The following is a 26,414-nucleotide window of genomic DNA, read 5'->3' as shown; positions in this document are numbered from 1 at the left end:
TTTTGCGGCCAGTCCCTACTTTCATAACCAGAATACGTACCTTTGGTTTAAACCTGAGCCCTTGAATTACCTCGCCCATTTATTTCTTTCCGGAGACGATGAAGACCTGCGTCTGGGAAACTTCATTGCCGACGGCGTACGAGGTGCCCAGCTCCTGCAGTTCCCGCCACGCGTGCAGCAGGGCATCATACTGCACCGCCTCATTGACACCTACACCGACTCTCACCCCGTGGTGACCCAAACTAAAGAGCGGTTACGCCCCAAGTTTCGGAAGTACGCCGGGGTTGTGGCCGATGTCTTTTACGACCATTTCCTGGCCTCCACGTTCCACCGCTACAGTCCGCTTTCATTGCCTGATTTTGCGTCAGAAGCCTACACCCAAATGCAGCAAAACCCAGAGTTGCTGCCCGAGCGGGTACAGCATTTTCTGCCCTACATGGTGAAACAGAATTGGCTGGTGTCTTATGCCCAAATAGCCGGAATTTCCCGCGCCCTGACCGGTCTCAGCAGACGCACCCCTTTTGCCTCCAACATGGAAAATGCGGGAGAAGAACTGGAACTGAACTACCCCTCTTACCTCCAGGAATTTGAGGAGTTCTTCCCGGAGTTGCAGGCGTATGTAGCGGAGCAGATTGGTTTGATTAGGAATTAAGAATTAGGAATTAAGAATGGTTAGTAGGGGCAATCCCTTGTGGTTGCCCTTATGCGGTGGGAAACGTAAAGGGCAAACATAAGGGATTGCCCCTACTAATCTTTATTTTCTATGGCGCGGAAGTTACTTCCGTGACTTTTGAGACTGCGGTAAGAAAGTCACGGAAGTAACTTCCGCGCCATAGTTGATTAAACATGATGCAGTTTAGGGCATGATTTCTGAAAATCTGCTCTAAAACAAGAAAAGCCAATCCTTACAGGACTGGCTTTCTCAATTCCTAATTCCAGATTCTTAATTCCTAATTATTTTTTAGTGGTGGTGTCCGCCGGCGCCGTGAACGTGGCCGTGGGAGATTTCTTCCTGGGTAGCTTCGCGCACGTCAATGACTTTGCCTTCAAAGTGCATGTCCATACCGGCCAGCGGGTGGTTAAAGTCCATGAGGACGTGGTCTGCCTCTACACTCACAATGCGGCCCTGCATGTGGTTGCCTTCGTTGTCAGACATGGGAATGTAGTTGCCTACCTGCACCATTTCTTCGTCAATTTTGCCGTCTACCTCAAACACGTTTTTAGGCACCGGCACCACGGCAGACTCGTCTAAATCGCCGTAACCGTCTTCAGAGGCCACGGTGAATTTGAACGTGTCGCCCGCCGATTTTCCTTCCAGTTCCTGCTCAAATTTCTCGGGCAGGCCACTCACACCATACAAAAAGACCATCGGGTTTTCTTCGTCGGCGGTTTCCACCAGGGTGTCTTCGCCTTCTTCGTCGGTCACGCGTAGCTCGTAGGTGAGCGACACCACTTTGTTCTCTTCTATTTTCATTTGGTGGTTCGTTTAGGTATGATCGAATGTAAAGATATAAATTCAGCCGAAAGAATGTTGCCTTTAAGTGATTTCCCAACAGCTACCAGCCAGAGGCTGACGGCTGTTTTGAAGCTGTTTTCCAGAAAAAAACCTCTAAAAACCTCCTACGAAGCAGACGCGCCAAAGGATTTATTCCGCCTCCGGCGAAAGCAATTCCCAGGCACTGCGGTACGCGCCAATGTTCTCGGCGTATGTTAAAAACTGCTGGTAGAAAGCGTGTTGCCCCAAGGTAGCGCTGTCACCCACAATCACCATTTTCTTCTTGGCGCGGGTCATGGCTACGTTCATTCTGCGCATATCTGCCAGGAAACCGATCTCACCTTCGGGGTTGCTGCGCACCATGCTGATGTAGATGATGTCGCGTTCCTGCCCCTGGAAGGAATCTACCGTCCCCACCGAGAGTTGCCGTCTGGCCTGCAAAGCCGCCAACTTAGGCTGATGTTCTACCTGGTCATTGAGGTAATTGATTTGAGCGCGGTACGGCGATATGATGCCAATGCGCAAGGGTTTCTCAGGGAGCGGTTCGTCTTTGGGCGTGGGTTCATAGGGCGTGAGCAGGTTCAGCAGATGCTTGATGAGCACATCGGCTTCCTCGGGGTTGGCGGTGCTGCTGCCTTCACCAATGGTCTGGTCATTGAAGCCGCAACCAGCCGTGTCAATGAACTCTACAATAAGACCAGGGGCAAATTCAGGGTGCGCCTCAAGCAGGGTGGCCGTCCGCACGCTCTCGTGGGCCTGTAACTCGCCACCGTAGAACTGCCCGTTAGAAAAGCCCATGATGTCCTGGTGCATGCGGTACTGGGTAGTCAGCATCACGGCCGTCTCGGGCTGGCGTTCTATGCATTTCTCAAACAAAGTTCTAGCCAAGCCGCCGCGTTCGGCCACAATGGATTTCACGGTAGGCGGCAACTGGTGGTGGTCACCGGCCAGTACCACGCGGTTGGCGCGGGTAATTGGAATCCAGCAGGCGGGTTCCAGGGCTTGGGCGGCCTCGTCAATAAACACGGTGTCATACTGCAAGTGCCGGATGGCGCGGTTCGCCGAGCCTACCAAGGTACAGGTAATGACCTCCACGTGGTCCAGCAGATCCTCGGTGATGTAATCCTCTATGTCATCGGCCTGAGAGAGAATGCGTTTGCTTTCTTCTTTCATGAATTGCCGCTGTTGGCGTTCCTCATGCCCGAAGTTCCGCTTGTACTGCCCTGCCATGGCTTTGTACTCCTGCGCCGTTTTCCTGAGCTTTTTTAGTTGCTTGTAGTCACGGTGGTGCATGATCTGGGAGTCCAGCGTGTGCTCCAAAAGCACCTCAGAAACCCTTGACGGATTACCGATTCGGATGACGTTCACGCCCTGTTCGGCCAGTTTCTCGGTGAGTAAATCCACGGCGGTGTTGCTGGGGGCCGTTACCAGCAGTTTGCGTTCACCGGCTTGCAGGGTATGCAGAATGGCTTGTACCAAGGTGGTGGTTTTGCCGGTACCCGGAGGCCCGTGGATAATGGCCACATCTTTGGCCTGCACCATGTTCTTGACCGCCGCGTTCTGTGAGTCGTTGAGCGAGGCGATAGGCGTGAAGTCCTTCTCCCGGCGGAAGATAGCGGGCGCTGCTCCCAAGATGATGTCACGGAGTTGGGCCAGGCGGGTTTTCTGGGCCTCCATCACCTTCATGAGCGCGAACTCCATTTCGCGGTAGCTCACCTCGTCAAAGGTAAGCTCTACGCCCATGCGGGAGCCGCCTTCAATCCAGTCGGGGAGGTCTTCTTTGGAGGTGGCCAGGCGCAGTTTGTTGCGTTTCACTTCCAGCACCACGCCATTGAGCGTACCGCCCTCGCCGTTGGTGAACAGGGCCGCAGAGGATCCGGCCTGAAACATGTGCAGTTGGTCCCTGCCGGAGATACGCTCCAATTCCACCACTATTTTATTCCCGAACCCGACATCCTGTTTGATCACGTTCACCGGATACCAGCAAATTCCCAGACGCTTGCGCTCGGTAATGCTGGTTTGGGCATTTTTAAGTTGATATTGTTTGCGGTCTTCTTCCTGCTCCAGTTTAAGCAGGGCCCGCACATCTAGTAATTCGTTGAGAACTTTATCCATGAATATTGATGGTAGCACGAAGTGCGTATCAGGTAGCAAGTATCACGTATCAAGATTCTCTAATGACGTCATGATACATGCTACCTGATACGTGATACTAATTAACTATGCCGAAAACGAATGGCTGCAATCCTGGCATTGGTACACGGTGGTGCCAGCATAGAGAACCTTTTTCCACCAGGTTAAATTCCTTTGGGGCCATACGTATACGGAGCCGCACCTGGGGCAGGTTTGGGGTTCTTCGCTGATTTTGGCTTGTTTTTGGGAAAACTCCTCCAGAACGGGCTGGGCCGTTTCCAAGTCTTTTTGTTGCAACTGCAATTGGTAATACAAGCCATCGCCGAACGGCAGACTGGGCGGGCCGCAGGTTTTCACCAGTGCCACCACGCCTACCTGTGTAAGGTCATTGTACAGGCCAATGGCCTCGGTATACGTCAGGTATTTGGCGGCGGGCACCAGGCGGTCACTCATGCTTTGGCGTGTTTCTCCTCTGTCATGCTGGTGAGTTTGCCCCGGAGCCGAATAATGTAGCCTACCAAAACTAAACTTAACATGGCGAAAAACGCAGCAATGGCATCATGGTCAAACTTAGCTTCTTTAGACGCCTCCAGTTGCTCTTCCAAGTCCTTCAGCTTGCGGTCTTTGTTCCGGAGCAGGTTCTGGGCGTTGGAAAGGGACGTTTTCAGGTCATAAATGTTATCAGTGACCACGCGCTTATCGCCCAGCACCTGGCTGTTCAGTTTCCTGGATTCCGCCTCCAGTTCAGCGGCGCGTTTGGCCACGGCCCGGCGCGTTTCCAGGTTAGACTGCTCTACCGCCTGAATAATCTGCTCATCTTTCTGCAACACTTCTTTCAAGGCGTCTACCACCGCCAGCAAGTCTTCTTTAGAGGCTTTGCCCCAGAAGTTGTTGCCTTGCGTTTTCAGGTAGTCATATTTAAGCACTAGCTGTTCCCGCTCAGTAATAAGCCGGTCTACCTTCGTTAATCGTTGGGTAATGGCCGACTGCTTTTGGCGGCTAGAGTCTACCTGCGCGGCCTGCGCTTGGGTAGAAGAGGCAGGTGCCGAAGTGGTAGGGGTAGGTTTGGCCGCAGGAGGCGTAGTTTGAGGTTTTTGGCTCTTTATAATAGCATTGACTTTTGAGCTAAGTTTAGCATCCTGTTGCTTGCTAGTTGCCGCAGAAGTACTGCTAGCTGGCGGTGAGGCCAACGTTTGGGCCGAAATAGTCTCAGCCGTAAACAGCGAACTCAAAGCGAACAGGGCAGGGTATGCAATCTTCATAAATACTAAATGCTACTATAAATGTGTGTGTTAGATGCTTAGGCCCTCTCTAAACTAAACGTTTGGGGTTTGGGTTGGCAAAAATACGCTAAAAACAACAGATGCCTTCAAATATCCTTCCAGTTCTTGTTTACCGAGGGCTTCCTCCTTTGCTTATTTAGGGTGTTTTGCAAAAAATGCACTTAAATCAGGAGGTCTCCAGAATTTGGGCTTGCCTTTAAATATATGGAAATTTTTCTGATTTACAGGATTTTACCTGTAGGGACTGCTGTGCGCCGCTCTCCCTCCGGGCACACCTTCTACATTAGGAGGGAGGTTCTGGTTGTCACCGCTATTACGCTTACACAAAATGACCTGCGAGCGTTTGGAGGACCTACGAGCGTTTGTGCCGATGGCTTTTTCCATAACGCCAATCAGGAGATTGGCTGCCCCGTGGTGCGTAGAGCGCTGACGCTAACTCTACGCACAGCAATAGCTATATGCTTATCTGTGGTTCCCGGCGAGTCTGGAGACTCGCTTCATCTTATGTCACGAGACTGTAGTCTCGCGCCAGTTTCTTAATCCTGTGAGGTATTTGAGTCCTCACAGGTTTTTAGGTTTAAGGGCTGTTTTTCCAAAAACTGCTCACTATAGCCTTACTATGGCGCGGATTTACTTCCGTGACTTTTTTTAAAGCTTGACAAGGCACGGAAGTAAATCCGCGCCATAGAAATGCACAAAGCCAACTACAAACAAAAAGCCCACAGCAAAATCGCTGTGGGCTTTTTGATGAGTCATTTAGAAACAAGTCTTCTCAAGCAACACAAAATTACTGTTGCTTCTGCTGCTTCGCCCAATTGTCCATTTTCTTTTCAATAATACTGAGGGGCATGTTGCCGTCCTTTAACAGTTCATCATGGAAGCTGGCGAGTTTGAACTGGTCGCCGAGGTCTTTTTGGTATTTCTCGCGGAGTTCCTTGATTTTAAGCTGGCCGGTTTTGTAGGAAAGCGCCTGGCCGGGAATAGCCATGTAGCGCTCAATCTCAGCGATGGCGCCTTCTTCGGAGATGGGTTGGTTGGCAAGCATGTACTGGATGGCTTCCTCACGGGTCATGCCTTTGGTGTGCATGCCTACGTCAACCACCAGGCGCACGGCGCGGTGCATTTCATCGCCCAGGGCACCCATGTATTGGTAAGGATCGGTGTAGAGGCCTAGTTCTTTGCCCAGGGATTCGGTGTAGAGTGCCCAGCCTTCGCCGTAGGCACCGTACCAACTGAAGCGGCGGAACTTAGGCAAGTTCTCGTTTTCCTGCTGCAGCGAAATCTGGTAATGGTGGCCCGGAATGGCTTCGTGCAGGAACAGGGACTCCATACCCGACGTGGTGGCGAATTCCTTCGCATTAAGGATAGGTACGTAGAAGATGCCGGGACGGGAGCCGTCGGGCGAGCCCTGGTTGTACTCGGCAGAGGCGGAGGCAGCCCGGAAGGCTTCGGTTTGTCTTATCTCAAATGGCGTTTTAGGCGTGCGGCCGAACATCTTGGGCAGATTGGGTTCAATCTTGGCTTGGATGCTGCGGAAGGCATTGAGCACTTCCTCGGGCGTTTTGAAGGGAGTGAATTTAGGGTTGCTGCGCAGATACGTGAAGAAAGCGGCCATGTCTCCTTTGAAGCCTACCTGGTCTTTCACTTTCACCATTTCGGCATTGATGCGCTTCACTTCCTGCTGACCGGTTTTGTAGATGTCGCCTGCCGATTTATCAGTAGTGGTCCAGTACTTGACGTAATTTTTGTAAATGTCTCCGCCCCCCGGAACCTCACTAATGCCAGTACTGGTGCGGGCTTTGGGCAGGTACTCTTGTTGCAGAAAATTGGCTAGTTTCTGATAAGTAGGCACTAACTGGGTGGTAATGGCCTGACTGTACGCTTGGGTCAGGCGCTGGCGGTCGGCGGCGGGCACCTCGGCGGGGAAGTTCTGGATAGGAGTGTAGAACAGGCTTTTGGTGGGGTCAGAAACCACCATGCTCTGCATCTGCGGAATCATTTTAGAAACCAGCACTTTGGGTAACACCACCCCGGCGGCCATGCCTTGCCGGAAGTTAGCAATGGCGCTATCGGCCCAAATGGTGAAGCCCTGCACGCGACCCAGCCAGTTTTCGTAGTCTTTGGTGGTCTTGAACGGCTGGTTTCCGGTGCCCGAGCCCAGTTGGCCCATGGTGAGCGGCAAGCCCCAAAACTGCTGAAAGGGTATCATCCAGGTGTTCAATTTCAGGCCTTCCAACCGGGTCTGCATCTCGTACTGAAAAATGTCATAGCTGATCTGGTCGTTCGCGTTGAGGTCCTGGCGCTCAAACTGGTGCAGTTGGTCCAGGTGCTGCTGGTAGAACGTCTGGAGGCTGTCGCGGAAGGACTTGATGTTGTCATTGGGTAGCAGATGATTATAGCGGTTGTCGCCCTGGGCGGTGGCCTCCAGGGGGAAGAACCGGGCGTTCTGGTCCCAGTATTTCTCAAACATGGTGGCCAATTGCGCGTTGTCAGCGACGTTGGCGGCCGTGGTGGTCTCTGATTTCTTCTGGCAGGACAGGAGCGCACCAGCCAGGAGCGTGATCAGCAAAAATGTTCTCATAGGTAAGGTTCTTTGGTTTGGTGCCTCAAGATAGAAAGGAAAAGGGAGGTGCCGTAGCTTCTTCTCCAACGGCAGACGCAAAAAGATGGATGCGCGTATAAGTACCTCTTTTTAAGGCTATTTTCCCCAAACAAGCTGAAAACTACCTAATTCAAGAAATGTATACGGCACCAACATGCGACAATCGTTCTTTTTTCTGAGAAAGTACTTTGGCCCATACGCTAGGCGAATGTCCACTTTTTCCTATCTTGAAGCACCCAATTCTATATCCTACTTCTACCTTTCTACTTAAACATATGCAGGCTTACTTGGATTTGATGCGCCATATTCTGGACAACGGCGTGAAGAAAGAAGACCGTACCGGCACCGGTACCCTTAGTGTGTTCGGTTACCAGATGCGGTTTAACTTGCAGGAAGGTTTCCCGCTGGTGACCACCAAGAAAGTACACCTGAAATCTATTATCTATGAATTGCTGTGGTTTCTGCGCGGCGAAACCAACGTGCGCTGGCTGCAGGAGCGGGGCGTGAGCATCTGGAACGAATGGGCCGATGAAAACGGCGACCTAGGGCCGGTCTACGGCTCTCAGTGGCGTTCCTGGCCTACGCCCGATGGCGGCCACATTGACCAGATTACGCAGGTGATTGACCAAATCAAACGCAACCCAGACTCAAGACGCCTCATTGTGAGCGCTTGGAACGTGGCCGAAGTGAATAACATGAAACTGCCGCCCTGCCACGCGTTCTTCCAGTTCTACGTGGCCGAAGGCAAACTAAGCTGCCAACTCTACCAACGCTCTGCAGATGTCTTTTTAGGCGTGCCGTTCAACATTGCCTCCTACGCGCTGCTCACCATGATGGTGGCCCAGGTCTGCAACCTGGAACCCGGCGAATTCATCTGGACCGGCGGCGACACGCACCTCTACACCAACCACCTGGAGCAAACTGAACTCCAGCTTTCCCGTGAGCCGCGCCCTTTGCCTAAGATGAAGATTAACCCAGACGTGAAGGATATTTTCGGGTTTAATTTTGAGGATTTCACGCTGGAAGAGTATCAGCCATGGCCAGGGATTAAAGCACCAGTGGCGGTGTAATTCAGACCAAACACATACTTGCTTCTTGGGAAATCACCCGTGGACCTTGTGCTTTAAGTTGAAATTATACTGATGGCAAATAGGTAGCCATCAGCTGTACCACCTATATGAAAAGAAGAGAATTTATTAAAAACACCACTTTTGCAGCTGCTGGGGTTGCGGTTCTAGGACAAGAGAAATTGTTTTTCAGGCCAACAAATGTCACCAAGAAAATATTTTTAACGGGTGGCGGATATGATTCCACCACTATCAAGTACCTTATTTCCCTCACCGGGAAGCAAAACCCGAAGGTATGTTTTTTACCAACCCCGGTAGGGGATAGTGAAGCCTACATCCAGAAATGGTTTGAAATAGCCAAAACCTTACCGCTTCAACCATATACCCAGAAAATCTTCATCACTACAGAAGAACAAAAGGTATCTTTTGAAGAAACCCTGCTAAACATGGATGCCATTTTGGTGACGGGCGGTAACACCTTAAATGCCATGACCCTTTGGAAAGCGCACGGCATTGATGTGATTTTAAGAAAGGCTTGGGAAAAAGGGATTGTTCTTACCGGTCCCAGCGCAGGCGCCATCTGTTGGTTTGAGGAAGGCCTCTCTGATTCCAGGCCAGTTAACCTGTCTGCAGTAAAAGGTTTGGGCTTTCTAAATGGAAGCAACTGCCCGCATTACCACACAGAAAAAAACAGAAGACCATTATACCTTAAAATGGTGGAGGAGGGAAGAATGCTTCCTGGTTATGCCTGCGACGAAACAGCTGGGCTCTATTTTGAAAATACTACCCTTAAAAGCGTTGTCTCGCAAAATAAAGAAGATAAGGCTTATAAAGTGAGCATTAAGAATGGGAAGGTTATTGAGACACCTTTGGTGACAGATTTTATTAGTTAATAGGCAGTCAAAGAAACATTGAATTAAATACTTATTTCTTTAAAAAGTAAATCCATACAGATTGTGAACAGCAACTAAAGGCGTGGTACAATGAGGCGGAGCAGGCCAACTGGAAGTCCCCGAACGACATAAAGAAAGACTATCCTTCGGCTAGCATCTTGCAGGACAATAGAGTGGTCTTCAACATCAAGGGAAATACCTACCGGCTAATTGTGAAAATCAACTACCCGTACAGCATCGTTTGGATACGTTTTGTGGGTACCCATGCTGAGTACGATAAAGTTGACGCCACTAAAATCTAAGCTGACAAAGAGATGAATGTTAAGTTAATTAAAACAGAAGAAGATTATCAAGAAGCCCTTCAACGGTTAGAAGAGATTTTCAACGCAGAACCAGGCACACAGGAAGGCGATGAACTAGAGGTGCTTTCCTTTCTGATTGACTCTCATTAGAAGGAACATTTCCCCATTGAGGCACCAGACCCTATTGAGGCGGTCAAGTTCCGGATGGAGCAGCTTGGAATGAAGCAGAAAGACCTGGCTCAAGTGCTGGGCTACAAGAGCAGGGTAAGCGAAGTGCTTAACCGAAAAAGGAAACTCACTTTAGAAATGATACGAAATCTTCATACTACCTTGAACATTCCTACAAACGTGCTTATTCAGGAATACTAGCATTAAATTGTGAACGCAAAGAGCACAATAAGATTAGTTTTAAGAGAATGCCAAATCTATACATCATATCGGGGTGTAACGGAGCGGGAAAGACGACCGCTTCTTTTACCGTTCTTCCCGAGATGCTAAACTGCCGGGAATTTGTTAATGCTGACGAAATTGCTCGTGGTCTTTCTCCATTTCAGCCAGAAAAAGTGGCGATTGAAGCCGGAAAAATAATGCTCCAACGAATTGATGAGCTACTTAAAAAGCAAGAGGATTTTGCCATAGAAACTACGTAAGGAACTAGAAGCTATGTACAGACCATCAAAAAATCTAAGGAAGAAGGATATAACATTACCTTAGTTTATTTTTGGTTAAACTCTCCTGAGCTAGCTATTGCCAGAGTTGCAAAAAGAGTATCTGAAGGCGGTCACCATATTCCGGAAGAAGTTATCCGAAGAAGATATAAGAAAGGAGTTCAGAACCTTTTTAAGCTATTCATTCCAATCTGTGACTACTGGATACTTATTGATAATTCACAGACTCCGTATATCATAGTTGCAGAAGGGCAAGAAGATCAAGAGTTAAACATCCAAAATGAACATATTTGGAATAATTTAAAGATGCTGAGCAATGAATAAAGATAAACTAAATACAACTGAGTTGCGGAGTAAGATTTTAAAAGGGCTTGACTTGGCAGTTGAAAGACTTATCAGGAAAAAGCAGAAAGAAAATGGAGAACTTGTTTTCTCTCTAAATGGGCAAATTGTGGAAGTTAAAGCTAATGAGCTGGTAATTAATAAGTAATCCAATATACTCTTGACAAGCCCATTTATCAATTGAAAACCAATCCCCAAGCAAAACACATTCTCCCCACCATCGTCCTGGCCCAATTTGCCTGCACCTCGTTGTGGTTTGCGGGCAATGCGGTGCTTCCCGAGCTTATTCCGCAGTTTCACCTGGAGGCGAGTTCGTTGAGTCATCTTACCTCGGCGGTGCAGTTGGGGTTTATTCTGGGTACGCTGGTTTTTGCCGTGTTTACCATTTCAGATAGGTATTCGCCGTCCAAGGTATTTCTGGTGTGCGCGTTGGCAGGAGCGGGGTTTAATTTAAGTGTGTTGGGGGCGGGCGGTTTGTCTACGCTGCTGCTGAGTAGGTTTCTCACGGGGTTCTGCCTAGCAGGCATTTACCCTGTGGGCATGAAAATAGCCGCAGATTACCACCAGAAAGGTTTGGGCAAGGCCTTGGGGTTTCTGGTTGGGGCCTTGGTGCTGGGTACGGCGTTTCCGCATTTGCTCAAGAGCCTCACCCAGGGGCTGCCGTGGCGGTATGTCATTTGGGCTACCTCGGGGCTGGCGGTGTTGGGCGGCGGGTGTTTGTTTGCCCTGGTGCCAGATGGTCCGTTTAGAAGCCGCAGCAGCCAGCCAGATTTTACAGCTTTTTTTCAGATTTTCAGGCAAAAGGAGTTCCGGGCGGCTGCTTTCGGGTACTTCGGGCATATGTGGGAACTGTACACGTACTGGGCGTTTGTGCCCGTCATCCTTGCCTTGTACGCCCAGGCGCATCCGGATACGGCGCTGAACAATCCCTTGCTTTCCTTTTACATCATCGGCGTGGGGGCGGTGGGCTGCATCACCGGTGGGTACCTTTCCGGCAGCATAGGGAGTGGGAGAACGGCGTTTGCGGCCTTGGCCATCTCCTTTGCCTGCTGTTTGCTTTCGCCCTGGTTGATGCAGCTGGGCTTGCCTTTGTTTTTGGGCTTGCAGTTGGTTTGGGGGTTGGCGGCGGCTATGGATTCTCCGCAATTCTCTACGCTGGTGGCCCAAAGTGCCCCGGCACAGGCCAAAGGAACCGCGCTCACCATTGTCAATTCCCTCGGCTTTGCCATCACTATTGTCAGCATTCAGTTTCTGCGCAGTTTGCAAAATTTAGTGGCACCCACGTATTGGTTTCTGTTTCTCGCCATTGGGCCGTTTTTGGGGCTACTAGCTATGCGACGGCTGGTGAGGGGGAATTGAATGATTGAATAATGGATTGATTGAGAGAATGGGAAGAATGTGACGCTTCTTTTGGGGCTGTTTTTGTAATAGGAGGCTGAAAACGAGTCGGGACGGCTACTTGCCTTGAATAGGTACGGACAGGTCGCGACTTGTTCCTTTGCCCTGGAAAAAGAAAGAGCATAACTCTTCTACAGGTCATGATCAGGAATGCGTGGGGACAGGTCGCGACCTGTCCGTACTATGTTGAATCTCTGTTTCAGGCGTCATTTTCCAAAAACAATTCTGAAACAGAAGAGTTTAGAAGAGAGGTCTGCTAAGAAGGCAGGCGTTTTCTGTTTCATCTAAACCTGCTGGTATGTTGCCCCTAGACAGACTATTGACCTTGGTTCCTAATGAATTTACGCAGCCGGTCAGCCGGAAAAGTTTTCTGCAGATGGCTGGCAAAGGCGTGGCCGCCGGCCTGGTAGGTGGGCTGGTCGCCTCCTGCAAATCAACGGAAGCTGCCTCCGGTTCTACTGCGGCGGCTATGACGGCTCCCAACGGACAAACGGTGCCTAAACTGCCCACTGTTTCGCCCCCGGCGCAGGTGCCTTCAAAGCCCGACGAGCCCATCAAACTGGAAGCCTGGAAATCAGACGCCGACCGGCAGAGCGGAACCACGCCCATGCCGCTGCCGCCCGACCAGCGGGTGGGCTACGCCTTGGTGGGGCTGGGGCATTTGACCCTGGAGGAACTGCTGCCCGCGTTTGGGCAGTGCAAGAAATCTAAGCCGGTGGCGCTGGTGAGCGGCAGTCCCGAGAAGATGCGCAAAGTGGCCCAGCAGTACGGCATCAAGCCCGAGAACTGCTACAGCTACCAGACCTACGACCAGCTCAAAGACAATCCCGAGGTGCAGGTCATCTACATTGTGCTGCCTAACGCCCTGCACGCCGAATACACCATTAGGGGAGCCCAGGCCGGTAAACACATTCTCTGCGAAAAGCCCATGGCCAACTCCTCCAAAGAATGTCAGACCATGATTGAGGCCTGCCGCAAAGCCAATAAGAAACTGATGGTGGCCTACCGCATCCAATATGAGCCCTTTAACCGGCACGTGCGCGACATGGTGCGCGAGAAGAAATTCGGCGAGGTGAAGATGATTGAAGCCTTCAATACCCAAAGTTCGGCCAACCCAGAGCATTGGCGGCACAAGAAAGCGCTGGCCGGGGGCGGGGCGCTGCCCGATATTGGGTTGTATTGCCTCAATACGCTTCGGTTTCTGCTGGGCGAAGAACCCACCGAGGTTTTTGCCTACCAATACAGCACGCCGGGCAATCCCTTGTTCAAGGAAGTGGAAGAGATGATGAGCTGGCAGATGCGGTTCCCCAACGGCATTGTGGCCAACTGCGGCACGCACTACAACACCCACGAGAGCCGCCGTTACCGGGTGCTCTGCGAACGCGGCTGGCTAAACATGGACTCGGCGTTTGCCTACACTGGCCAGCAACTCAAAACCTCCCGCGCCGACGGTAAACTGGGCCGAAAGGAAGATATTGAGATGGAGCACAAAAACCAGTTCGCGACGGAGATTGACCACTTTTCTGAGTGCGTCATGAAAGACCTCGCCCCGTTCACGCCCGGCGAAGAAGGCCTGCAGGATCACCGCATCATGGAAGCCATCTACCAATCAGCGAAAGAAGGCCGGGCGGTGAAACTGCCCGCCGTGGCCAAGAAAGATGCGTTCAGAGGCCCAGATCCTAAGCTGGAGTAGGTATTTATCAAAGAAAGATTCTCCCCTTGAGGGGAGAATCTCATATTCCTGGTTTCTGCTCCGTTTATCGAAAGAACAGGAAAAACGCCGTGCCTTTGCCTTCTTCAGACTGGACTTGGATGGTGCCTTTGTGCAGCATGATAATCTGTTTGCATAAACTCAGGCCAATGCCGCTGCCGTTTTTCTTGCTGCTGAAAAAGGGAATGAAGATTTTCTCCTGCACTTCTTTTGACATGCCCGTGCCATTGTCTGCTACTTTGATAACCACTTTCTCATCTGTAGCGGCATACGCCGAAAGGGTAATTTCTGGCGCAGGTTGGTCTTTGACGGCATCCATGGCATTCACCAGCAGGTTGATCAATACCTGGTCCAGCAGGTTAGCGTCGGCTTCCAGGGTTAAATCTGGGTCATGGAGGAGCAGTTGGAGGGTGATGTTCTTCTGGGCGAGCGACGGGAGCATGAGGCGGCGCAGGTTGGTGAAGATATCTTGCAGGTAGACTTTTTCTTTGTTCAGTTGCGTGATCTTGCTCAGGTTGCGATACGTCTGCGCGAACTTCAGCAAACCCTGGCTACGGTACTTGATGGTGCTAATGCCTTCTTCCAGGTCTTCTATATCAGCAGCGGAAATGCCGGAGGGAACCGTTTCCTGCAAACGGGTTTTCAGAGTGTCGGCCAAGGAGGAAATGGGCGCAATGGAGTTCATGATCTCGTGCGTCATCACGTTCAGGAGCTTCTGCCAGGCTTTGGATTCGTTCTCTTCCAGGGCATCGTTCACGTTCTGGAACGCCACTAGTTTGTACCTTTTGCCTTCATTTTGGAAAACCGTGGCCGAAAGCATAAATTGATAGGTGCTTCTTTCCAGGCTGGGCGTTTGGATGAGGGCAATTTTGGGGTGACCGGGAGGCAAACTCATTACCTCGGTATACAAGCTGGGGTCTCGCTTTTCCAGCGCGTGCACCTGCTTGAGGAAGGGCATTTGCAGCAGCTTTTTCAGGGATTCGTTCATCAACACCACTTCGCCGCTGTCCAGGTCATACGACATGATGCCCGTGTCTACCAATTCCAGAATGCGTTGCAGGTGCTGGTGCTGGGTTTCTTTTTCCTGGTTAATGGTTTTGAAGGTGGTGTTAATCTGGTTGAAGCCTTTACGCAGGTGCTGCAACTGCGCCGAGGAAGATTTCTCATTGAAATACCGGGAAAAGTCGCGGTACTGTATGGCTTCAACAAACAGGTTGAGTTCTTCCTGTGCCTTTTTCAGGAAGTGGTACAGTTCGTACACTTGGTACACCAGTAGCGGCACCAGAAACACCAGCACTTCGGCCCAACCGCGTAAAATGACCAACGAGGGTGCACTTAAGGTAAGCAGCAGCAGAATTACCCGCAGAAGCAGCTTGCCTTCAAAGTTCTTAAAGCTCATACTTTCCCAGTCTCCGGTACAAGGCAGTACGGGTAATGCCCAACTCTTTCGCGGCTTTGGTCATGACGCCGTTGTGTTTCTCCAGTACCTTTATGATAGTGGCCTTTTCCAGTTCTTCCAGGTTGGTAGCCGTCTGTTGGACTGCATTAGCCGGGGCGGTTTCAATAGGAGAGAAGATGATGTCTTTGGCGTCCAGGGCGTGGTCATCGGCCATGATCACGGCCCGTTCAATGGCGTATTGCAGTTCCCGCACGTTGCCCGGGAAAGAGTAGCTTTTCAGTTTCTCCATGGCTCTATTGGTGAGGTCCAGTGGCGGTTTAAGGTACTTTTCAGAATATACCTGAATGTAATGCCGGGCAAGCAGCACCACGTCATTGCCTCTTTGCCGAAGCGGTGGCACCACAATCTCTACCGTGTTGATGCGGTAAATCAAGTCTTTTCGGAAGCGGGCATCACTGGCCAGATCTGTGAGGGAAACGTTGGTGGCGCACAACAGCCGCACATCTACGTTAATGGGTTCATTGGAGCCCACCCGTATTACCTGCCGGTTCTGCAGCACACTCAGCAGTTTGGCTTGTTGTTGCAAAGAGATGTTCCCTATTTCGTCCAAAAAGATGGTGCCATTGTGGGCGGCCTCAAAACGCCCGGCGCGTTCTTCGCGGGCATCGGTAAAGGCGCCTTTCTTGTGCCCGAACAACTCACTTTCAAACAAGGACTCGGTTAAGGCGCCCACGTCTACTTTGATGAAGGGCTGGATTGCGCGTAAAGAATGCTGGTGAATGGCTTTGGCAATAAGTTCTTTTCCGGTGCCGTTTTCGCCCAGAATCAGGATGTTGGCATCTGTGGGGGCTACTTTCTTGATCTTGTAGAAAATGTCCTGCATTGCCTCAGATTCGCCCAGAAGTTCCGGACCTATGGCCGATGTTGTCCCGTTTTTGCCGGAGGTGGAAGCACTTTTCTCCTTTCCGCTCACGGCTTCCTGTAGCGTGGTAAGGAGTTTCTCATTATGCCAGGGCTTCACGACAAAGTCATAGGCTCCTTCTTTCAAGGACCGTATGGCCAGATCAATATCGCCATAGGCAGTGATCATGACCACGGCGGCCGCCGATTTCAGACGTTTGATTTCTTTGAGCCAGAAAATTCCCTCGTTGCCCGTGTGAATGGAAGAGGCGAAGTTCATGTCCAGCAAAATCACATCAAACGAATGCTGCTTGAGAAGGGAAGGAATGTTCTCGGGGTTCTTGTCCAGCACAATCTCTTTCACCTGCGGCCGTAGTAGCAAGCGCACGGCGGTCAGCACATCTGGGTCGTCATCAATCACCAAAACGGTAGCCTTTTTCAACTGCATAAGCTTGCTATTCTATAAAGGGTGGTGTAGTAGGGCTGACCTGGGCTTGGGGGACGCTCAAATCCTTTTATCTTCAATCCTGCTTTAAAGCTGTTTTCTGAAAACGAGCCGCTAAACAGGCAATGGAATTACTTGTTGTTCCATCTTCCTGTAAAAACTCAATTGACTGGAAAAACTTCTGTCAGACGAAAAAACGATAATTATGCCATTCTTACAACTGCCTGAAAACGAATGTTTTTGCTTTTATCACAAGTGACTGCCCGTGCGAAAACGCACACTCAGGGAGCGAATTTGCACGGTGTTTTCTGGTAGATTTTAGATAAGTAGCTGAAAAACAAGTAGAAGCAGTTTTGGCATTTGATGTGCGTTTGCGGTACAGGAAACCAGACCAGTACTAAACCTATGAAACAGATCAACGACCCTGAAAAAAAGTACCGCCAAGAGGTTGTCCGAACAACTACTCTGAAGAAAGTAAGCCTTGTTGTGCAGGAAGATGAGTTCGTGCAACTGACAGACCTTTTAGCTCCTGTTTTCAGCGAAAGACCTCTAAAATAAAAAGCGATATGTTCCAGAATTACATTAAGATAGCCTACCGCAACCTGCTGCGGCACAAAGGCTTCAGCTTTATCAATATCGCCGGTTTGGCCTTGGGCTTGACGGCCTGCCTGCTCCTGGGTTTGTTTGTGTACGATGAGCTGCAGTATGACAAATTCCTGCCCGGGGGAGACCGGGTTTACAGGATCTACAACAATGTGCAGTCTGAGGAATCTACGGACCAGATCACCTGCGTGCCGCCCATGTTTGGCACCACCATTCAGGAGAGCTTCCCAGAGACCGAGACGGTAGTGCGCATCATTATGCAGCCCTGGGAAGGGCAGAGCCTGGTGGATGCCGGTGACAAGCGAATTTATGAGAAGGGCGGCTTGGTTTCTGACCCAACTTTCTTTCAGGTGTTTCCGCTCAAATTTATCTATGGCTCACCAGAAAAAGCGCTGGATGACCCCACCTCTGTGGTGATCTCAGATAAGTTTTCCAGCAGAGTATTCGGTAATGCAGATCCGGTGGGCAAGAAGATCTCCATTGACAAGGAATCTTACCTGGTGAAGGGAGTATTTGAAAGCAACCCCAAGTTTCACCTGCCGGTTAACTTCGTGGTAAACCTAGCCAGAATGCAGCTTGATCCAGAGCGTATGAAAAGCTGGGGTTGGCAACAGTTCTATACTTATGTTAAGCTGAAGAAAGGGGCAGACCCTGCCTTACTGCTTTCCAAGTTCCAGACCGAAGTCAGAAAGCAAATTGACGAGGAGACGCATAAACCGTTTAAATATACTCCGGCGCTGCAGCCCTTACGGGAGGTGCACCTGTACTCTGCCAGTTTCAAGTTTGACCAATCGTACAGGGGCAATATCACCTATGTAAAGGCGCTGAGCGTGATTGCCGTTTTCATTCTGGTTATTGCCTGCTTTAACTTCGTGAACCTGGCTACTGCTAAATCTTTGCAGCGGGCCAAGGAAGTAGGGGTGCGCAAAACCATCGGCGCCAGCCGCGGTCAGTTGATGTTCCAGTTCCTGGGTGAGACTTTGCTGCTCACGTTCATCAGCGTGGTGTTCGCGGCGGCGCTTACGTCTTTGCTGTTGCCTTCCTTGAATGCTTTCACCGACAAAGAAATGACGTTCAACATCTTCACCAGTCCGGGCCTGTTGCTGCTGTTGCTGGGTTTGCTGTTGGTGGTGGGCATTCTGGCGGGGCTATACCCGGCACTGGTGCTGGCGAACTTCAAACCCGTGAGCGTGCTCAAAGGCGGTCTGGTGAGTGACAGCGGACCGGGTAAAACGCCCTGGTTGCGCCATAGCCTCATTGTGCTGCAGTTCTCTCTTTCTGTGTTCCTTATTATCTGCGCGGTGGTGGTGTACCAGCAGGTGAGTTTCCTGCATAATAAAGACCTGGGGTTCAACAAAGACCAGATCATGTTCTTTGAGATGCGGGGCGACAATATGTACCAAAACTATGAGACCTTTAAAACCGAATTGCTGAAAAACCCCAACGTGGCCAGCGTGTCCATTGGGTACGGGTTTCCGGGCGATGCTACCGCCGGCGACGGAATCTATATCACCAGAAACGGGGAGCGGGTGAACCACGCGGTTACGCACCTCATGGTGGACTATGACTACATTAACACGCTGGGCCTTACGTTAGTGGCGGGCCGTGGTTTATCTAAAGATTTCCCCACCGACAAAGATGCCGCTTTCGTCATCAACGAAACCGCGGTGAAGGAACTAGGTTTTGAGACGCCGCAAAAAGCCTTAGGGCAGAAGATGGAGTGGAAGATGTGGGCCGAGAAGGATACCCTCAAGAAAGGCGAAGTGGTGGGCGTAGTTAAGGATTTCCATTTCAAGAGCCTGTTCGACAAAATGGACCCCACCATCCTGCAAATTTTCCCGGGTGCCAACTGGAAGGTGGCCGTTAAGCTGAAAAGCAGCAACGTGGCTGGGGCTATTGCCCACGTGAAAAACGTCTGGGATGATTTCTCCCCGGAGTACCCCATTGAATACAAGTTCATGGATGACAACTTTGAGGTGATGTACAAATCTGAGGACAAGCTGAAAACGCTACTCTGGATCTTTACCGGCATGGCTATTCTCGTGGGTTGTTTGGGATTGTTTGGATTAGCGGCTTACGCGGCCGAGCGCCGGAAAAAGGAGATCGGTATCCGGAAAATTCTGGGTGCGGAGACTTCTTCCATTGTGGCCCTGCTGTCCAAGGAGTTCCTGAAACTGGTTTTGATTGCGGCGGTAATCGCGATGCCCTTGGCCTGGTACGCCATGCGCAAGTGGCTGGAGGATTTCGCTTACCGCATTGATATTCCGCTTTGGGTGTTTGGGGCAGCCGTGATCCTGGCAGGAGTGGTTGCTTTCTTAACGGTAAGCTACCAGGCACTTAGGGCAGCCACCCTCAATCCGGTCAAGAATCTGCGAATGGATTGATAATGCATTGCCTTCTTTTATGGAGTAGCATCCTCTATGGCGCGGAAGTTACTTCCGTGACTTTCTGCAAAGTACCCAAGGCACGGAAGTAACTTCCGCGCCATAGCAATACAAAAACTCCTCATTTTTGTCATCTTGGAAAGATCTTGTGAGCGAACTAGAAAAGCTGGTAGTAAGCGCCTTTACTGTTCGTCCACAAGATCCTTTCAGGATGACAAAGAGGAGAGGGTGTTACTCGTAGGACTAAGAGGAGAAGGGGATAGTACCGCTGCTTACAGGATTACACTGAGGGAGAGCGTTCCTCACAAAAAAGAGTGCCACTTAATACATTATCCTCCTTGTCCGTCATCCGTACATGCAGGTGAGAAGGAGATAGTTCTCCTTCAGCATTCATTTGAACCACTTGTATAAAACGGAAGAATATGGCCAAAGAGAGCAGAATACTGAAAGCGATGTACGCGGTTGTGCAAGACCAGGAAAATAAAACCAGCTGGCCCATAGACGCGGCGGCCATCTCAGATAAAACACCGGGTCTTTCTCTGGGTGAAATTGAGCAGGAAATGAGGGATTTAAGTGTCAAGAAACTGGTGGAGCTGGACCAATCCCCGGAAATGTCACTGTTCTGCCGTTTAACCGAGGAAGGTTTACAGCGCGCCGAAATAGCGGCAAGAGATTAAATTACTTATTGATACTTCTTCTACTCCGTTTTAGGCTTGTTTTAACAGAAACAGCCTGAAACGGGAAGTAGTAATTAGACTAAGCCTTTTGAAATTTCTCCAGCGGAAGATTTAATTCTTCACCGGTCATCACAAAAAAGAAGTTTTGGAGTTGGTGCACGTATTCTACCGGGGCACTGGTGGCAATGTAACCGCCGTTGAACACAATCTCTTTGTACTCGGGGTCTAAGGCCCACTGGCTTAATTCTGGAAACGTGAATTCGTGCTCCAGTTCATTATACGTTGCCCCAGACAGCCATTCTACGGTGAGCGGCAGGGGCGCAAACGTAGTCCCATTGCCTTTCAGAATGGAAATTAGCTTGGGCACGTCAAGAACTACAGGTTTTCCTGCTTCCAAAAGGATATTGCCCAGCCGTAGTTCATTCGCAAACATTTTGCAATATAAGATTAATCCCTCCCAGGTTAAAATTTACCTCACGCGTCTTTCTCAAAACTAATGCCATCGTTTCTTTCCTGATTCCGGTGTGGTTTTTACGCAATCAGGCTTTAAAACCACTTCTTCTCAGGCAAGCATACGTAGGGTGCGATTGTTTGTAGGCAATTATTCTTAAAACGGGCTTAAAACACTTCATAGCTTCTACGGGAAAACTTCAGGCAGGAATTCTATTGAAACGTTGAATTTATCTGGGTGCTTCGTGCAACGGTTTACTTATTTCGGTGTCTTTCCTAGTGTAGTACATCACCAGCTTCCAACCTAACACACACTTCTAACTCCCTTCTTGCCATGAAAAAAAGAGCCCTCTTTTTGCTGGGACTGCTATGCCTTTGCCTTTCCTTTCAGGAAGTGAGTTGGGGGCAAACCGCGGCACCTACGCCTAGCGCTACTGGTTCCATCTCCGGTACCCTCACCGATTCACTCACGGGAAAACCGTTTGAATATGCCACAGTGGCCTTATTGCAGAAAGGCACCAATGCTTCGGCCGGTGGTACGCTCACCAATGCGCAGGGTAGCTACTCCTTCCAGCATGTGCCTTACGGGGAGTATGTCTTGTCGTTTAGCTTTATAGGATATAAGACCAAGATAAGCCCGGTCATTACGTTATCTGAACGTTCGCCGGAGGTGCGGGTGCCCACGATGAAATTAGCACAAGCTACCACCAACCTGAAAGAAGTGACGGTAACCGGTTTACGGCCTATTATTACCCAGGAAGCCGATAAACTGGTGGTGAGCATTGAAGGGACAGCGCTGGCAGCAGGCCGAACCGCCTTTGATGTGCTCACCAAAGCGCCGGGCGTGTTCGTGGACCAGGACGGCAATATTCAGTTGAACGGAAGGGGCGGGGTAACGGTGATGCTAGACGGCAAACTGACCTACCTTTCGGCCAATGACTTGCGCAACCTGTTGCAGAGCATGGCCGCCGAGAACATCAAGAACATTGAGATCATCACCAATCCCTCGGCTAAGTTTGACGCCGAAGGGGCTTCGGGCATCCTGAACATCAACCTGAAGAAAAATGATTTACGCGGGGTAAACGGAAGCGTGTTTGTCACGTCTACCTACAACTTCCGGCAACTGGCGGCTACGGTGGGCGGCAACATGAATTACAAGGTGGGCAAATGGAATTCTTTTCTGAGTTTGGAGTACCAGCGCCGGGCCTATAACCGTGACGGTACCTTTACCCGCGTGTTCTACACCGACGAAGAAACTACTTATTTCAACCAGGAAGCCTATGGCAAAAGCAAGAACCTGGGTCCGCCGGTGGTGCGGGTAGGAACGGACTATACTATCAATGACAAGCATAGCATTGGGGGCATGATCAACTTTAACCGGAACACCCGGTGGGAAGACTTTAATACGGCTACATTCATCGGGCATCAACCCAGCCAGCCCAACGAGTACATCACCGCCAATAACTATGTGACCAACACCTTTACCAATTTCACCACCAACCTGCACTACGTGGCAAAACTGGACACCATCGGTTCCAGTTTATCGGCTGATCTGGATTTTGTGAAGATTTTCAACGCGGGGTATTCCAACTTCTACAACTACTTTGGGCAGGTGAACGCCGCACAGCCCACCTCGCAGGATTTTCTGTATGCCAACTCAGACAACGGGTTTGACATTTACGCAGGCAAAGTGGATTACACCAGAAAACTCCGCAAGCTGGGAAAACTGGAACTGGGCGCCAAAGCCAGCCGGGTAGTGTCTGACAATGATTCCAAGTTCTTCTTCAACAATGCAGGCCTGGTGCTGGACCCCAACCGTACCAACCACTTCCTGTACAGCGAGAATATTTTTGCCGCCTACGTGAACTGGAACCACAAACTAGGGGAGCGCTATACGGCACAGGTGGGCTTACGGGCCGAGGAAACGCAGTCCAGGGGAGAACAACTGACCACCGGCCAAGTCACCGACCGCGACTACCTGAACCTTTTCCCCAGCGTGTTTATCCAGCAGAAGGTACACGAGAATTACCAGATCAGCTATAGCTACAGCCGCCGCATTCAGCGTCCCAACTACGGCAACCTGAACCCCTTCGTGATTTACCGAGACCCTTACACGTACTGGACCGGTAACCCGTACCTGCGTCCGCAGTATACCCACGCCATTGGCATTACCCAAACGTTCAAGAAGGATTACAACCTGGTGTTCAACTACCAGCAATTACAAGATGTCATGGCGGAACTGCCCATACTGGACGTGGAGAATGCCACCACTATCTACACCATAGGTAACGTAGATGATGCCAAGAACTTCAGTCTGGCCGCTATTGCCCCCGTTAAAATCATGAAGAAATGGGATACTAACAACACGGTTACGGTATCTTACAATGAGTTCAGGATGCTGGTGGGCAATGTACAGGAGGTGAATAAAAACGTGTTGTATGTGCTACAGACCAACCACAACATCTTATTGCCCAAAGATATTCAGATGGAAGTGAACGGAGTGGTCAGAAGCGCCGGGGTTTCGGGGTTGTACAAGATACAGCCCATGTGGTGGGTACACGTAGGTTTCAGGAAAAGCTTTCTGGACAAGAAGCTGGATCTGAGCGTGAACGTGAATGATATCTTCAGAACGTACCGCATCAGGTTTGATGCCCGCCTGGGCCGCAACATCAATGATTTTGACCAGTATTTCTACAACCGCAGTGTGGGCGTGACTTTGCGCTATAACTTCAGCCGAGGCCAGAAATTTGATCCTAAATGCAGAACCAACAGCCTGGATGAACTGAACCGTACTTAAAAAAAACAATCAAGAACTGGTAATTCAAAGCAGCCTTTGGCTGAACCTATTTGCTTGGGTTCAGCCAAAGGCTGCTTGCATTGATAGGAATCTTGGTTTTTACCTCCAAAATCAAAAAACAGGTTCTGAACGAGTGATGGAAGCACTGCATTTGTAGGTGTTAAGAATGCCTAAATGGTAAAATGCTTTGAAGTAAATACCAATTTCCAGAAAGAAGTAGGCTGCCACACATAATTCTATAAGTTTGCAGAGTAAACCGCCCGCTTGTGCGTAAAGCGGAGAGAGGTAGTACCAGATGAGCAGCGATGATTAGAGGCTTCTATATAAAAAAGGGCGAAATACACTGGGAGAAAAATCCGGAGAGTTTCCATGATGCAGAGAAAGGGCGCATTATCTGGATTGACCTGCAAGCCCCCAGCGACCATGAACAGCGCCTGGTGGAAGAGGAGTTCGGGATAGAGTTCTTTACCCAGCAGGAAGCCGCCGAGATTGAGAGTTCTTCGCGGTATTATGAAGATGATGGCATCTTTGAAGCCAACAGCGCATTTGTCATGCACCAGGAGGGTTCCTACATCACGCGCCAGGTTTCCTTTATCCTGAAGAACGAGATCCTGTTCACGTTGCGCCGCGCCGAAATGAAGTCTTTTGGCGAAACCGTACGCAAAATGAAAACCTTTAGGAGCACTACCACCAAAGCCTTTCAGATCTGGCTGCTTCTCCTGGAAACCCAGATTGACTATGACGCCGACTTTATAGAACTCCTTACCCGCACTACCAACGTGGTCAGTAAGCGGCTGGTGAAAGAGCAGTCCATCGAGGAGGAAATCCTGATCAGGATTACCGAGCTTCAGGAAAACACCATTCTCATTAGGGAAAGCATTGTAGACAAGCAACGGCTGGTTTCGTCTTTGCTGCGCAGTTACGCCGTAGAAGATCCCGAGAAAGAACGCCTGCGTACCATCATCAAAGACATCAACTCGCTGCTGCAACACACCCAGTTCAGCTTTGAACGCTTGGAGTATCTGCAAAACACGTTTCTGGGTCTGGTGAACATTGAGCAAAACCAGGTCATCAAGATTTTCACGGTAATGACAGTGGTGTTCATGCCGCCCACCCTTATTGCCAGCATCTACGGCATGAACTTCAAAGTAATACCAGAACTGCGTTGGACCGCCGGGTATCCATTTGCCTTGGGCTTGATGGTTGTTTCTTCGCTCGCGTTTTTGTGGTATTTTAAAAGGAAGAAATGGTTGTAGGGTTGATTACTTGATGAGGAAGTAGAAGTTTAGGATTGCGTTTTCTTAGGAGATTCAATAATTACAAACCATTTTATTACAAACCATGGTTCAAGTCTGTGACTTGGACCTACCATGTCTGGAAGTTTGCAACTTCCGTGAGGCGAGAGCCTCAAACTTCCTTTTGCTGAATCAATCAGTTTGTCCTTTTGCTGGGTTTTTCCGCCTTTATTGGTATTATCACCAACACCCTGAAGGACTGCCCTTCTAGAAGGAAGCTTTGGTGCATGCAGTTTGCCAGTTGCTGGCGTGGCGGTGGGTGGATGCGGTGCCCTTATGCTGAGTAGTTTCATAGTTTCCCTCCGTGCGCTCACGGCCGCGAGGCCCCGTCTTCCCCTCGCGCACTGCCCTTTCGGCCTGAAGTGTCTTTTGTTCTTAGTAGGAGTCTGTCTAGGGCCAAAAGCGAGGCGCGCTCGGGAAAGACTGGAAGGGGGAAAGTAGCGGAATGTGATGGTAGCAATGCGTGAGAAGCCCTTTCTAAAACGGAAACTTCCCCTTTGAAGGGTAGGGCCATTAAGTTCTAAAAATTGATATGGTTCAAGTTTTCAACTTGGACCTAAAATGAGCTGAAGTTTGCAACTTCAGTGAGGCGTTAGCCTCAAACTCTGCAAGAAAGGCAATGGACTTTACCGCAGTTTAAGCCTCCAATGTAGAACTTAACGGCCCTGCCCTTCAAAGGAGGCGAAGTGGGGATGTTTACACAAGCAAATCATACGCAATGCTATCTTCTACAAAAGCGTATTAGGTGGGTTCCAGCGCTCCTCCATCTTCTTCCATCCCATCCGATTCTTCTGATCCAATCTCATCGTCGTCTTCCTCCGGCTCCTCAATTAGGTTTTCGGGTAATAGCTCCTCAATAAGAGGTTGGTGGATGGGATCGTAGAGCAGTTCGCCGCGTTGTAGAAACCGGTTGGTGTTCATCATGACCTCGTAGATAGGGGTGTGCACGTGTTTGGGGATTTTGAAGAGGCGCTCGTCCCGTTTGTCAAAGGGCGTGGGAATTTTGGAATCGTACAAATAGGGGAGTAGGGTTTTAGAACAACTCAACGCAATGCGGTGCACCGTATGGTGTTCGAAGTACTCCTGTAACCGTCCGTTGATATTTTCAAAGAATTCTGCAGTTTCGCCCAGGCGCACCCGGGAGCCCGCGCGGGACTTGCCTTTGGTTTTGAGGTACTTGATCTGGCTTTTGCCTTGCTTTTTGCGCACCATGTAAGACCTGAAAACTTTGTGGTTCAAATTCACGCCGTCCTCAAAATAGCCCATGGCACAGTTGCCCGCCTGTATCAACAAAATGACATAATGTACCGGCCGAGTCTCCGTTAAAGTATTGTTTTGCAGGGGAGGCGTGGTGAGCGGTAACCGGAACGCGACCTGTTCGTTTCCCTGCGCATCCAGCAGCAGGAGCCGGTGTTTCTCATGGTCATAGTGCAAAGGTAACTGCAGGTCCAGAATTTTCTGGAGAAGCTGTTCGGCAGTGGCACGCGAGATAGTCCGGTTCATACGGGCAGGTGGAGTAAGGTTTGCCAAAGATACGCAAAGCCACGAAGCAAAAGAGGCACTCAGTACG

General features: G+C 50.2%; 23 protein-coding genes and 1 pseudogene. 14 read left to right on the top strand and 10 right to left on the bottom strand.

Going from position 1 to position 26,414, the window contains the following annotated elements:
- The first annotated feature begins 61 nt into the window (after positions 1-61).
- Positions 62-652 carry an acyl carrier protein phosphodiesterase gene (locus ACY0JR_RS01490; RefSeq protein WP_462632032.1) on the top strand — a complete coding sequence of 197 codons (591 nt, stop codon included), beginning with the start codon at positions 62-64 and terminating at the stop codon, positions 650-652.
- A gap of 309 nt (positions 653-961) precedes the next feature.
- Here the strand turns inward: ACY0JR_RS01490 and ACY0JR_RS01485 are convergent, their stop codons facing one another.
- From ACY0JR_RS01485 to ACY0JR_RS01465, 5 genes are all read right to left on the bottom strand, one after another.
- Positions 962-1,474, bottom strand: a complete 513-nt coding sequence (locus ACY0JR_RS01485) for an FKBP-type peptidyl-prolyl cis-trans isomerase (protein WP_462632031.1) — start codon at positions 1,472-1,474, stop codon at positions 962-964.
- 171 nt (positions 1,475-1,645) lie between these two features.
- Entirely contained in the window at positions 1,646-3,610 is a 1,965-nt protein-coding gene (locus ACY0JR_RS01480) for an AAA domain-containing protein (RefSeq protein ID WP_462632030.1), read from the bottom strand.
- A gap of 105 nt (positions 3,611-3,715) precedes the next feature.
- A complete protein-coding gene (locus ACY0JR_RS01475; RefSeq protein WP_462632029.1) occupies positions 3,716-4,081 on the bottom strand; it encodes a hypothetical protein in 366 nt (121 codons plus the stop codon).
- Positions 4,078-4,890, bottom strand: coding sequence for a hypothetical protein (locus tag ACY0JR_RS01470; RefSeq protein ID WP_462632028.1), 813 nt, complete (start codon positions 4,888-4,890; stop codon positions 4,078-4,080). Before ACY0JR_RS01470 ends, ACY0JR_RS01475 begins: the two co-directional genes overlap by 4 nt.
- A gap of 808 nt (positions 4,891-5,698) precedes the next feature.
- A complete protein-coding gene (locus ACY0JR_RS01465) occupies positions 5,699-7,492 on the bottom strand; it encodes a DUF885 domain-containing protein (protein WP_462632027.1) in 1,794 nt (597 codons plus the stop codon).
- Between the two features lie 296 nt (positions 7,493-7,788).
- Between ACY0JR_RS01465 and ACY0JR_RS01460 the strand changes: the two genes are divergently transcribed.
- The 8 genes and pseudogenes from ACY0JR_RS01460 to ACY0JR_RS01425 all read left to right on the top strand — a co-directional run bounded on the left by ACY0JR_RS01460 (position 7,789) and on the right by ACY0JR_RS01425 (position 13,876).
- The gene (locus ACY0JR_RS01460; RefSeq protein ID WP_462632026.1) at positions 7,789-8,583 is read left to right on the top strand and encodes a thymidylate synthase; all 795 of its coding nucleotides are present in this window, start codon (positions 7,789-7,791) and stop codon (positions 8,581-8,583) included.
- A gap of 107 nt (positions 8,584-8,690) precedes the next feature.
- Positions 8,691-9,473, top strand: coding sequence for a Type 1 glutamine amidotransferase-like domain-containing protein (locus ACY0JR_RS01455; protein WP_462632025.1), 783 nt, complete (start codon positions 8,691-8,693; stop codon positions 9,471-9,473).
- A 50-nt stretch (positions 9,474-9,523) separates the two neighbouring features.
- Positions 9,524-9,775, top strand: a complete 252-nt coding sequence (locus ACY0JR_RS01450; RefSeq protein WP_462632105.1) for a type II toxin-antitoxin system HigB family toxin — start codon at positions 9,524-9,526, stop codon at positions 9,773-9,775.
- A gap of 12 nt (positions 9,776-9,787) precedes the next feature.
- Positions 9,788-10,144, top strand: a pseudogene (locus tag ACY0JR_RS01445) (helix-turn-helix domain-containing protein).
- Positions 10,145-10,191: 47 nt separating this feature from the next.
- On the top strand, positions 10,192-10,425 hold the full coding sequence (locus tag ACY0JR_RS01440; protein ID WP_462632024.1) for a hypothetical protein: 234 nt from the start codon (positions 10,192-10,194) through the stop codon (positions 10,423-10,425).
- Between the two features lie 334 nt (positions 10,426-10,759).
- Positions 10,760-10,933: a hypothetical protein gene (locus ACY0JR_RS01435; RefSeq protein WP_462632023.1), complete on the top strand. Its 174-nt coding sequence runs from the start codon at positions 10,760-10,762 to the stop codon at positions 10,931-10,933.
- 32 nt (positions 10,934-10,965) lie between these two features.
- On the top strand, positions 10,966-12,144 hold the full coding sequence (locus ACY0JR_RS01430) for an MFS transporter (RefSeq protein WP_462632022.1): 1,179 nt from the start codon (positions 10,966-10,968) through the stop codon (positions 12,142-12,144).
- Between the two features lie 337 nt (positions 12,145-12,481).
- Entirely contained in the window at positions 12,482-13,876 is a 1,395-nt protein-coding gene (locus ACY0JR_RS01425; RefSeq protein WP_462632021.1) for a Gfo/Idh/MocA family protein, read from the top strand.
- Positions 13,877-13,940: 64 nt separating this feature from the next.
- Here ACY0JR_RS01425 and ACY0JR_RS01420 read toward each other — a convergent pair whose 3' ends face one another.
- Positions 13,941-15,293, bottom strand: a complete 1,353-nt coding sequence (locus ACY0JR_RS01420) for a sensor histidine kinase (RefSeq protein WP_462632020.1) — start codon at positions 15,291-15,293, stop codon at positions 13,941-13,943.
- On the bottom strand, positions 15,283-16,641 hold the full coding sequence (locus tag ACY0JR_RS01415) for a sigma-54-dependent transcriptional regulator (protein ID WP_462632018.1): 1,359 nt from the start codon (positions 16,639-16,641) through the stop codon (positions 15,283-15,285). The genes ACY0JR_RS01420 and ACY0JR_RS01415 overlap by 11 nt, the downstream gene beginning before the upstream one ends.
- A gap of 402 nt (positions 16,642-17,043) precedes the next feature.
- Between ACY0JR_RS01415 and ACY0JR_RS01410 the strand changes: the two genes are divergently transcribed.
- The 3 genes from ACY0JR_RS01410 (at position 17,044) to ACY0JR_RS01400 (ending at position 20,302) form a co-directional block, all read left to right on the top strand.
- Entirely contained in the window at positions 17,044-17,196 is a 153-nt protein-coding gene (locus ACY0JR_RS01410) for a hypothetical protein (protein WP_462632017.1), read from the top strand.
- Between the two features lie 8 nt (positions 17,197-17,204).
- Positions 17,205-19,625: an FtsX-like permease family protein gene (locus ACY0JR_RS01405; RefSeq protein WP_462632016.1), complete on the top strand. Its 2,421-nt coding sequence runs from the start codon at positions 17,205-17,207 to the stop codon at positions 19,623-19,625.
- Between the two features lie 422 nt (positions 19,626-20,047).
- Positions 20,048-20,302, top strand: a complete 255-nt coding sequence (locus tag ACY0JR_RS01400; RefSeq protein ID WP_462632014.1) for a hypothetical protein — start codon at positions 20,048-20,050, stop codon at positions 20,300-20,302.
- Positions 20,303-20,381: 79 nt separating this feature from the next.
- On the opposite strand, the gene ACY0JR_RS01395 is transcribed toward ACY0JR_RS01400, so the two are convergent.
- Positions 20,382-20,669 carry a hypothetical protein gene (locus ACY0JR_RS01395; protein WP_462632013.1) on the bottom strand — a complete coding sequence of 96 codons (288 nt, stop codon included), beginning with the start codon at positions 20,667-20,669 and terminating at the stop codon, positions 20,382-20,384.
- 417 nt (positions 20,670-21,086) lie between these two features.
- Between ACY0JR_RS01395 and ACY0JR_RS01390 the strand changes: the two genes are divergently transcribed.
- A complete protein-coding gene (locus tag ACY0JR_RS01390; protein WP_462632012.1) occupies positions 21,087-23,549 on the top strand; it encodes a TonB-dependent receptor in 2,463 nt (820 codons plus the stop codon).
- Positions 23,550-23,854: 305 nt separating this feature from the next.
- Positions 23,855-24,805: a magnesium/cobalt transporter CorA gene (corA, locus tag ACY0JR_RS01385; protein WP_462632011.1), complete on the top strand. Its 951-nt coding sequence runs from the start codon at positions 23,855-23,857 to the stop codon at positions 24,803-24,805.
- Between the two features lie 29 nt (positions 24,806-24,834).
- On the opposite strand, the gene ACY0JR_RS01380 is transcribed toward corA, so the two are convergent.
- On the bottom strand, positions 24,835-25,137 hold the full coding sequence (locus ACY0JR_RS01380; protein WP_462632010.1) for a hypothetical protein: 303 nt from the start codon (positions 25,135-25,137) through the stop codon (positions 24,835-24,837).
- A 448-nt stretch (positions 25,138-25,585) separates the two neighbouring features.
- Entirely contained in the window at positions 25,586-26,347 is a 762-nt protein-coding gene (locus ACY0JR_RS01375) for a hypothetical protein (protein ID WP_462632008.1), read from the bottom strand.
- Between the last annotated feature and the right edge of the window lie 67 nt (positions 26,348-26,414).

The organism is Rufibacter sp. JT3400010, from assembly GCF_054956755.1.
This window is presented reverse-complemented; position numbering and strand designations above follow the sequence as displayed.

Bases quoted from the DNA above. Each gene is read 5' to 3' on its own strand.
- ACY0JR_RS01485 (WP_462632031.1), bottom strand. From the start codon at position 1,474: ATGAAAATAGAAGAGAACAAAGTGGTGTCGCTCACCTACGAGCTACGC.
- ACY0JR_RS01375 (WP_462632008.1), bottom strand. From the start codon at position 26,347: ATGAACCGGACTATCTCGCGTGCCACTGCCGAACAGCTTCTCCAGAAA.
- ACY0JR_RS01390 (WP_462632012.1), top strand. From the start codon at position 21,087: ATGAAAAAAAGAGCCCTCTTTTTGCTGGGACTGCTATGCCTTTGCCTT.
- ACY0JR_RS01435 (WP_462632023.1), top strand. From the start codon at position 10,760: ATGAATAAAGATAAACTAAATACAACTGAGTTGCGGAGTAAGATTTTA.
- ACY0JR_RS01440 (WP_462632024.1), top strand. From the start codon at position 10,192: ATGCCAAATCTATACATCATATCGGGGTGTAACGGAGCGGGAAAGACG.
- ACY0JR_RS01410 (WP_462632017.1), top strand. From the start codon at position 17,044: ATGAAACAGATCAACGACCCTGAAAAAAAGTACCGCCAAGAGGTTGTC.
- ACY0JR_RS01455 (WP_462632025.1), top strand. From the start codon at position 8,691: ATGAAAAGAAGAGAATTTATTAAAAACACCACTTTTGCAGCTGCTGGG.
- ACY0JR_RS01425 (WP_462632021.1), top strand. From the start codon at position 12,482: ATGTTGCCCCTAGACAGACTATTGACCTTGGTTCCTAATGAATTTACG.
- ACY0JR_RS01405 (WP_462632016.1), top strand. From the start codon at position 17,205: ATGTTCCAGAATTACATTAAGATAGCCTACCGCAACCTGCTGCGGCAC.
- ACY0JR_RS01400 (WP_462632014.1), top strand. From the start codon at position 20,048: ATGGCCAAAGAGAGCAGAATACTGAAAGCGATGTACGCGGTTGTGCAA.
- ACY0JR_RS01480 (WP_462632030.1), bottom strand. From the start codon at position 3,610: ATGGATAAAGTTCTCAACGAATTACTAGATGTGCGGGCCCTGCTTAAA.
- ACY0JR_RS01415 (WP_462632018.1), bottom strand. From the start codon at position 16,641: ATGCAGTTGAAAAAGGCTACCGTTTTGGTGATTGATGACGACCCAGAT.
- ACY0JR_RS01465 (WP_462632027.1), bottom strand. From the start codon at position 7,492: ATGAGAACATTTTTGCTGATCACGCTCCTGGCTGGTGCGCTCCTGTCC.
- ACY0JR_RS01475 (WP_462632029.1), bottom strand. From the start codon at position 4,081: ATGAGTGACCGCCTGGTGCCCGCCGCCAAATACCTGACGTATACCGAG.
- corA (WP_462632011.1), top strand. From the start codon at position 23,855: ATGATTAGAGGCTTCTATATAAAAAAGGGCGAAATACACTGGGAGAAA.
- ACY0JR_RS01420 (WP_462632020.1), bottom strand. From the start codon at position 15,293: ATGAGCTTTAAGAACTTTGAAGGCAAGCTGCTTCTGCGGGTAATTCTG.
- ACY0JR_RS01460 (WP_462632026.1), top strand. From the start codon at position 7,789: ATGCAGGCTTACTTGGATTTGATGCGCCATATTCTGGACAACGGCGTG.
- ACY0JR_RS01380 (WP_462632010.1), bottom strand. From the start codon at position 25,137: ATGAAACTACTCAGCATAAGGGCACCGCATCCACCCACCGCCACGCCA.
- ACY0JR_RS01470 (WP_462632028.1), bottom strand. From the start codon at position 4,890: ATGAAGATTGCATACCCTGCCCTGTTCGCTTTGAGTTCGCTGTTTACG.